General features: G+C 45.2%; 7 protein-coding genes. All 7 read left to right on the top strand.

Annotated elements, in window-relative coordinates:
* On the top strand, positions 1-350 hold a 350-nt coding region (locus BT147_RS15685; RefSeq protein ID WP_072337026.1), incomplete at its 5' end, for a hypothetical protein.
* A complete protein-coding gene (locus tag BT147_RS14670; RefSeq protein ID WP_072337024.1) occupies positions 350-781 on the top strand; it encodes an HK97 gp10 family phage protein in 432 nt (143 codons plus the stop codon). The genes BT147_RS15685 and BT147_RS14670, both read left to right, overlap by 1 nt.
* Positions 781-1,242, top strand: a complete 462-nt coding sequence (locus BT147_RS14665) for a hypothetical protein (RefSeq protein WP_083426597.1) — start codon at positions 781-783, stop codon at positions 1,240-1,242. Before BT147_RS14670 ends, BT147_RS14665 begins: the two co-directional genes overlap by 1 nt.
* 16 nt (positions 1,243-1,258) lie before the next feature.
* Positions 1,259-2,191, top strand: coding sequence for a phage tail tube protein (locus tag BT147_RS14660; protein ID WP_072337022.1), 933 nt, complete (start codon positions 1,259-1,261; stop codon positions 2,189-2,191).
* Positions 2,192-2,271: 80 nt separating this feature from the next.
* Positions 2,272-2,787 carry a hypothetical protein gene (locus BT147_RS14655; protein ID WP_072337020.1) on the top strand — a complete coding sequence of 172 codons (516 nt, stop codon included), beginning with the start codon at positions 2,272-2,274 and terminating at the stop codon, positions 2,785-2,787.
* 176 nt (positions 2,788-2,963) lie between these two features.
* On the top strand, positions 2,964-5,822 hold the full coding sequence (locus tag BT147_RS14650) for a phage tail tape measure protein (protein WP_072337018.1): 2,859 nt from the start codon (positions 2,964-2,966) through the stop codon (positions 5,820-5,822).
* A partial coding sequence (locus BT147_RS14645) for a distal tail protein Dit (RefSeq protein WP_072337016.1) occupies positions 5,806-7,166 on the top strand: 1,361 nt, incomplete at its 3' end. The genes BT147_RS14650 and BT147_RS14645, both read left to right, overlap by 17 nt.

Raw genomic sequence — 7,166 nt, 5'->3', positions numbered from 1 at the left:
AGTTGACAGGGGTTCAGCCTACTACGTTCAAAGTCAGCGATTCGGAACTAGATGCTATTTTAGTCACATGGTTAGTCCACATTTCAGCCGAAGTGGACCAGCGTTTAGGAGAGAGTGTTCAACCTAGCGATGCTCGTTGGCAGGGGATTGAATCGGTTGTAATTCGTACCGTATCCAAGTTAGTTGGTTATGCGGTTCAGAGTCGAACAAGCAAAGTGGTTCAAGTTGGCGAGTTTGCAGTCAAAATCCTCAATGCATCTGATGTTGTAAAGGATCTAGACTGGGAGCTTCGCCCCTATCAAAAAAGACAGCTCTCTTTGTTTCATTCGGGATCGGAGTGGAGAATCTAATGCCAGCCTACATACAAGAAGATCGTATCCGAGAGATTGCCCGAAAAGCATCCATGGCAGTCAAACAAGCAGTCGAATATACAGCCCTTGATGTATGGGGGAACATTCGAGAAAACTCCCCTGTGAACCACGGCCGACTTGCTGGTTCGTGGCAGATGAATCGACTAAGCAGTTTAAGATACAAGGTGCAGACAGCAGTTGCCTATGCTCGATATATAAACGATGGGACAGGAATTTATGGCCCTCGGAGACAACCGATACGTCCTCGTAGTGGACAAGCTCTTGTCTTCCAAAGCCAAGGGAGAACAGTATTTGCTAGAAGTGTCCGTGGAATGAAAGGAAGAAAGTATATCGAGAAATCTATCGAACAGACTGAGCATCGGAAGGCGGAATTTGTAGAGACGGCGTTGGAGGAGGTGGGGCTTATATAGTGGGCTATTCAATTGATGCGAGGAACCTAGCGGTAATCAGAAAAGAAATCAAAGAAACACTCCTTACCAATCTACAGGAAGCGAGATCAGGACACCTATTCGATCTCGCTTCCATTGTTTATGGAGATCGTACTGATGTCGGCAACATTGAGGACATGCCCCTTCTATGGGTATTGCCTTCTCCACATCAACCAGATCTAAAGGGTGGACATATGGCGGTTCATGATTTTACGTTCACCTTTGTAGTCATGGTGTACGATCCAGAGCCAGCGATAGGGAAAGATCGAGCAGAGGACTTGACCGCTCAGGTGTATGATCTGATCTCTGCTAATCGCACCTTGAATGGAAAAGTGTTTGATATAAGACCACTCCATTACGATCCATCCTATGAAGCGATGGCCAACACAAACGTGTACTGGTCAAGCTGTGAGTTTGCTTTTCGTATTCAGAGAAAAGAGTGAGGGGAGGTGATATGACATGGCAATCGCACGTTATTTTGGCTTTGGTGAAGAGAAAGAATTTGGAGTGCCTGTTCCAGCTACCGAAATGATTGATCCGGAGTCAGCGGAACTCGACCCTGTTGGGGACCAAGCATTAATTTACGAAGGGGTTTCTCGGCTGGATCGGATTGTAGCACCTGGAATATACCGATCTGAAGGAGGCCTATCCGTTCCGTTTGACTTAAAAGCCTTTCCCTATTTCCTGAAATGGGCACTAGGGGGATATGAGGTGGTTGGAAAAGAGCCATCGTTTACGCATCGTTTCTATCCCAAGCAATCTTCCTTAATGGACTCCTTCACAGCTCGCATCGGAAAAGATGTCTTGGAGCACCAGTTTTCTGGTTGCGTTGTAAGTGCAGTGAACTTGGAACTAGATGCGAACTTTCTGATTGGATCGGTTGATATTATCGGTGGGAAAGATGAGAAGTCTACTTTACAAACCAACCCATTGTTTACGTCGGGAGATATCTATAGTCCTAGCCAAGTGACAGCGACTATGAATGGGCTTGATGAGTCGGCTTATATCCAATCATTTTCTATCAAGATTGAGACAGGAGCGGATAATGAAAAGGGAGTAACCATTGGATCTCGTTTCCCAAGAAGAGCCTATCGAGGAGCGTTTCTAGTTGAGATGGAAATGAACCTGTCTTTCTTTTCAACAGTTCATTTAGAGCGATTTTGGGGGAATTCTACTGGGCCGACTCAAAATAAGCTACTAGAGTTTGAAACGAAGATTCATATAGGGGATCATATTGATCTGGTTATCCCAAGGGGGGTGTATACCTCTATGCAACAACCGTTATCAGGTCGTGACTCTATTGAACAAACTACCACGTTACGAGCACTCGTTAAACCCGATGGGGCTGGCCCCATTGAGTTTAGTATTACAAATGATAAACCTACCTACTAAGATTGTCACACCAATGAAGTAGGCAATGTATGTCTTATATGAAAGCAAATCATAAACCCAACTACTAGGAGGAAATACCTATGAATAAACTAACAACTGCATTACTAGCTGGCAAGAAATATCGGGAGTTCTACGAGATTCGAGTGGATGAAGAAATCTATCAAATCGAGATCCGTCCATTGACCCATATTGAGAAAGCAGAGGTACAAGCAGTCGAAACAGCATCGATCAAAATGAATAGTAAGAACGTAGGCACATCGGGCCGGATGTCATCCCAGGAGATGGAAATGAATACCGCAGATGTGATTCGTGACTCAGCTAAAGCGGAATTGAAAGCAGTCGCTCTGGGGACGGTCGATCCAGAATGGACGGAAGACATGATCGATCAGCTTTGGAAGGCCGAGTGGATCGAAGGGGCATACAATCGAATTTTAGAGATTTCCGGGGTAGCAAATAAAAAGAAGCAACAAGAATCTGCTTCGACACAAACGGAACAAGAAACAGCCATTCCAAAAGAAGAACAACAAGAATCGACTACGCCAACCGAACAAACTGAACAAAGCGAGCAAAATCTAAACTCCTTTCGCCAAGAGTAATGCGGCAAGGGAGTTTTACTTTTTTGTTCGTCATATCGGGATGAGTCCTAGTGACTATGCGGATTTAACTCCATTACAAAAGCAGGTTCTTATCATGAACTGGAACGAAGAGCAGAAACAAGAAGAGTCTCGGATGAAGCGTCAAGCACGGACTCCAATGGGAAGGTGGTGATGAAATGGCAAAAGAGTCGGTGCAAATCATCGTTGACGGGGTAGACCATGCTTCTTCTGTGTTTGCGAAAGTAGCTCGTGAGGCAGATCGTTCTTTTGGGAATGTGATTAAGATCGTGGATCAGCTGGATCGCAAAATAGAGCAGATACCTGATCCGGATATACACACAGAAGAGTCTGTTCGAGATTTACAAAAAGTGATCCGTGCAATCAGACAATTAGAATCGAATGTGAAACAGCTGCAGTCAACTGTGGATAGTGTGGATAACCATGTGGAGTTTCGGTTTCACGCTCAAACAGAGAAAGCTGAGAGTAAAGTTGAAGAATTGTCTCAAAAAGTGAAAGAAGCATCCAGAGACCACTTCTTTTCCATTCATGCCAATGTGAGAAAAGCCATATCAGAAGTAAATAGACTGGGGCATAGCATTCGGGAAGTGGGAAGGAGAGGCAGGGAAGTAGGTGAGGGCATGGTGGACTTTGCCGACAATACAACGCAAGGTCTTACTGCCCCCATTGGCCTCATCTCTGCATTAGCTTTCAAGGCTTCTGCAGATAGTTCTCATATGATGGCCATTCTAACAGCGAAACTAGGAGGAGTCCGAGGTCAGATTGAGCAGGTGGCTCCTATCGCAAAGAGAGTGTTCCGAGATGGACTCGGAAAAGACGTGGAAGAAGTGGCGATTGTGGCAGGACATGCGAAGGCGAAGTTTCAGAAGCTAAACGAGACAAACTTGCAAAGTGCGGTTTATCAAGCACTTTCGCTATCGAAGGCACTCGGAATCGATGCTGTTCAATCCATCGACCAAGCGAAGGAAATGATGGATAAGTTTAAGGTCACTAGTAGTCAGGCTTTTGACTTAATCGCCGCAGGCTATACTACAGCAGATTTGAGTGGGAAGAACTTGAATAGTCGATTGCGTGAAACAAAAGGCAGAGCGGAAGAAGTAGCAAAAGCGATTCAAGATTCGCCATGGGTACAACTTGCCTCTGATTGGCGAGGGCTACAGGAATCCCTAGAACCATTAGGACGTGTTCTGGTTGATCTATCTCAAAAGTATCTACCTGCTGTGATTGAGAAGGTTCAATCCTTCTCCGAGTGGTTTAGTAAATTGAGCGATAAACAACAGCTCTTCCTGATAGGTGCTATGGGGATACTGGCTGTTCTGCCTCTGGTTGTGATGGTGTTTGGTTCCTTAGTGATGGTTGTGTCAGCTGTCGCAGAAGTGTTTGCATTCTTTGCTACTACTGCAGGACTCGTTGTAGTGGGAGTCGGAGCAATTGCCGCAGGGCTGGTTTGGATGTATAACCAATTTGAGTGGTTCAAACAAGCCATTGACGGTCTATGGTCAGCTACGGTAGAGATGTTCTCAACGTCAGCTTCCCAATTTTCGTCGTACCTAGAGCCGATCCAAGCGAGTCTTGCACGTCTATGGAAAACATCACAACCCATCATCAAACTGTTTGGTGAGACGTTGGTTACAGCTCTAATCGTGATTCTGCCCGTACTAAATGGGGTGTTTAGTGCACTCGGGCCATTAATTGATCTCATCATCAGTGCACTATCAGCCGCCGCTAATATGATCTCAGGCTTGATTCTTTTACTCACAGGTGATTTTGATGGAGCCATGACACACTTTGAAAATTCGCTACAAGATATAGGCAGAGTGGTGGAAAACGTCTGCTTAGTCATTTTGGAACTCTTCTCTGGAATGTGGGAGGGTACTGTAGCCATTCTTCAGCGTTTCGGGGTGGATGTGAATGGTTTCTTCCCTTCTGTTGTACAAGGGATTATGGCTGCATGGAGTGGTTTCGGTGAGTGGTGGTCTAATTTGTGGTTTTCTGTCTCTGGGATCATTACTCAGTTTTTCTCCAGTTTATGGGCGGTGATTTCTCCGTACATTTTGCCTGTTATCACGTTTATCCAAGAGTCATGGACAGCATTGGTTACCTTTTTCTCGATCCTATTTGGTGGGACGCTTTCTGCATTGTTTCAAGTTGGATGGTCTGTTATTTCATCTGTGATCCGCGCCGTTGTGTCGCCGGTTGTTGGCTGGCTTGGTTCTGGCTGGTCTAGTTTCGTCTTCTTTGTATCCTGCGTTTGGCTTTCTTTGTTTTCTGTTGCTTCTTGGGTCTGGTCAGGTGTTTTTTCTGGGATTCGTTTTGTGGTATCTCCCATCTTTTGTTGGTTGTCGTCTATTTGGCATAGTATTAGGTCTACTGCCTCAAGTGTGTGGAGTTCGATTCGCTCTTTGGCTTCTTCTATATGGTCGTGGACTGTATCAGGTATCCGCTCTGTTGTTTCTCCCGTAGTCGGCTGGTTATCCTCCACATGGAATAGCATCCGCTCTACCGCTTCTAGCGTGTGGGAGGGTGTGAAGACAGCCATTATCAACCCGATTCAGTCCGCTTATGAACGATTGAAATCAATTATTAGTAGTATTGTGGGGGCATTCCGAAACATGAAGATATCGATTCCGAGACCAAGGATTCCTGACATTAAAGTTCGTACTGCTCATGCCAACATTGGTGGGGTTTCTGTCCCATATCCTGAATTTAAACTGGGCTGGTATGCCAAAGGTGGTCTGTTTGACGGAGCTAGTGTGATCGGAGTAGCCGAGTCTGGACCAGAAGCAGTCGTTCCCCTATCCGGTCATCGAATGAAACCTTTTGCCGATACCATTGCAAAGCAAATGCCAGAGAGATCTACAGGACAAGGTGACATCACTATCAACATCGAGCAATTAGTAGTCCGAGAGGAAATAGATATTTCCAAGATAGCTAAGTTGCTTCGAGAAGAAATAGAACGACAAGAAATGATTCAAAATAGAGCAGGAGGGATGTCATCATTTGGCTATTCGATTTAACAACCAAGACCTTCCCCCATTTGTAGTAGTCAAAGATATTCACCTCCCGATTCTGACTCCTGTGAAGCAAACTACTTCCGAGATCAAAGGTCGTGCTGGTTCATGGGATTTTGGAAATGAGCTGGAGGATCGGGTAATCTCAGCAGACATTACCATTGAGGCAGATAGCCTATCCGACTTACTCCAGAAAGTGAGAGACTTTGGGGAATGGCTCTATTACACAGAAGCAAAACCACTTCAGCTTCTAGACGATCCAGATGTCTACTATCTAGCTAAATTAACAGGAGATACCGATTTGAACCTGTTGCTTAGCATCGGTCAATGTCGGATCTCCTTTTTATGTACAGACCCGTATGCTTATGGAAACGAGAAGGAAGTCCTTTTTCAATCGGGGTCTGTGGAGGTTGAGAATCAAGGTGGGGTGGATACTCCTCCGTTGATTGAAATGGAGTTCACAGAACCCACAACCGAGTTTTCAATCTTCAACGGAGCTCAAAATCTATACTTTGGACAACCTGCCCATACGGATTCCAAAGTTGAAAACATCCCTACACAAAAACTCGTGATAGATGATGATGGGAGTTCCATTGCAAAGTGGACATCCGGTATTGCGATGGATGGTGGAACGGTTACAGGTAGTTTCGAGTCCAATGGGGAGGAGATACGGGTCGCTGATTATGGAAAAGGGGAAGGTTGGCATGGTCCAGCTAAAATTAAGGTGTTTCCCCAGCCTCTTCAGGATTTTTCTGTAGAAGCTCGTGTGGGATTTACGACACTCGCTATGGAGGGACATGGAGGACGTGTGGGAAGAATTGAAATTTACTTGCTAGATGTAAACAACAATCGGATAGGGAAAATGGCTCTCTGTAATTTTACGACCGCCATGAATAGGCCCACGATGGAGGCGAGAACTGGAACACTAGATGATGGGCACTATTTTGTGAATCAGGATTTAGAGGGGCTCTTCCTTGCACGTTTTTCAGGGAGAATCTCCATTTCCCGAATCGGGCAAATGTGGAATTTCAAGATGAATAGAGGTGGTTTCGTGACGGCACAAGTATGGTCTAACCAGTATTTTGATACTGAGTCCTTGCACCAGACTCCAATAGCAGGAATCCAAATTCACATCGGAGCCAGGGGAGAGAATGATCCGTATACGAATGCCTACTTTGACCTAGTTCGAGTGTTTGAAGAAAATGTAATCCAAGAAGAGACACCTAATGTATTCGAAAAGGGAGACCAGCTTCAAATTGATTGTGCAAGTGGGGAAGTACTAAAGAATGGATTTCCTTTCTATAGTTCATTGAAGCCATCAAGTCAGTTTCTTCGCTTAGAAAAAGGCAA

The organism is Thermoactinomyces sp. DSM 45891 (assembly GCF_900119485.1).
Taxonomy (GTDB): Bacteria; Bacillota; Bacilli; order Thermoactinomycetales; family Thermoactinomycetaceae; genus Baia.
The sequence above is the reverse complement of the archived record's forward strand: the minus strand, read 5'-3'. Positions and strand labels throughout refer to the sequence as shown.

Bases quoted from the DNA above. Each gene is read 5' to 3' on its own strand.
- BT147_RS14660 (WP_072337022.1), top strand. From the start codon at position 1,259: ATGGCAATCGCACGTTATTTTGGCTTTGGTGAAGAGAAAGAATTTGGA.
- BT147_RS14655 (WP_072337020.1), top strand. From the start codon at position 2,272: ATGAATAAACTAACAACTGCATTACTAGCTGGCAAGAAATATCGGGAG.
- BT147_RS14650 (WP_072337018.1), top strand. From the start codon at position 2,964: ATGGCAAAAGAGTCGGTGCAAATCATCGTTGACGGGGTAGACCATGCT.
- BT147_RS14670 (WP_072337024.1), top strand. From the start codon at position 350: ATGCCAGCCTACATACAAGAAGATCGTATCCGAGAGATTGCCCGAAAA.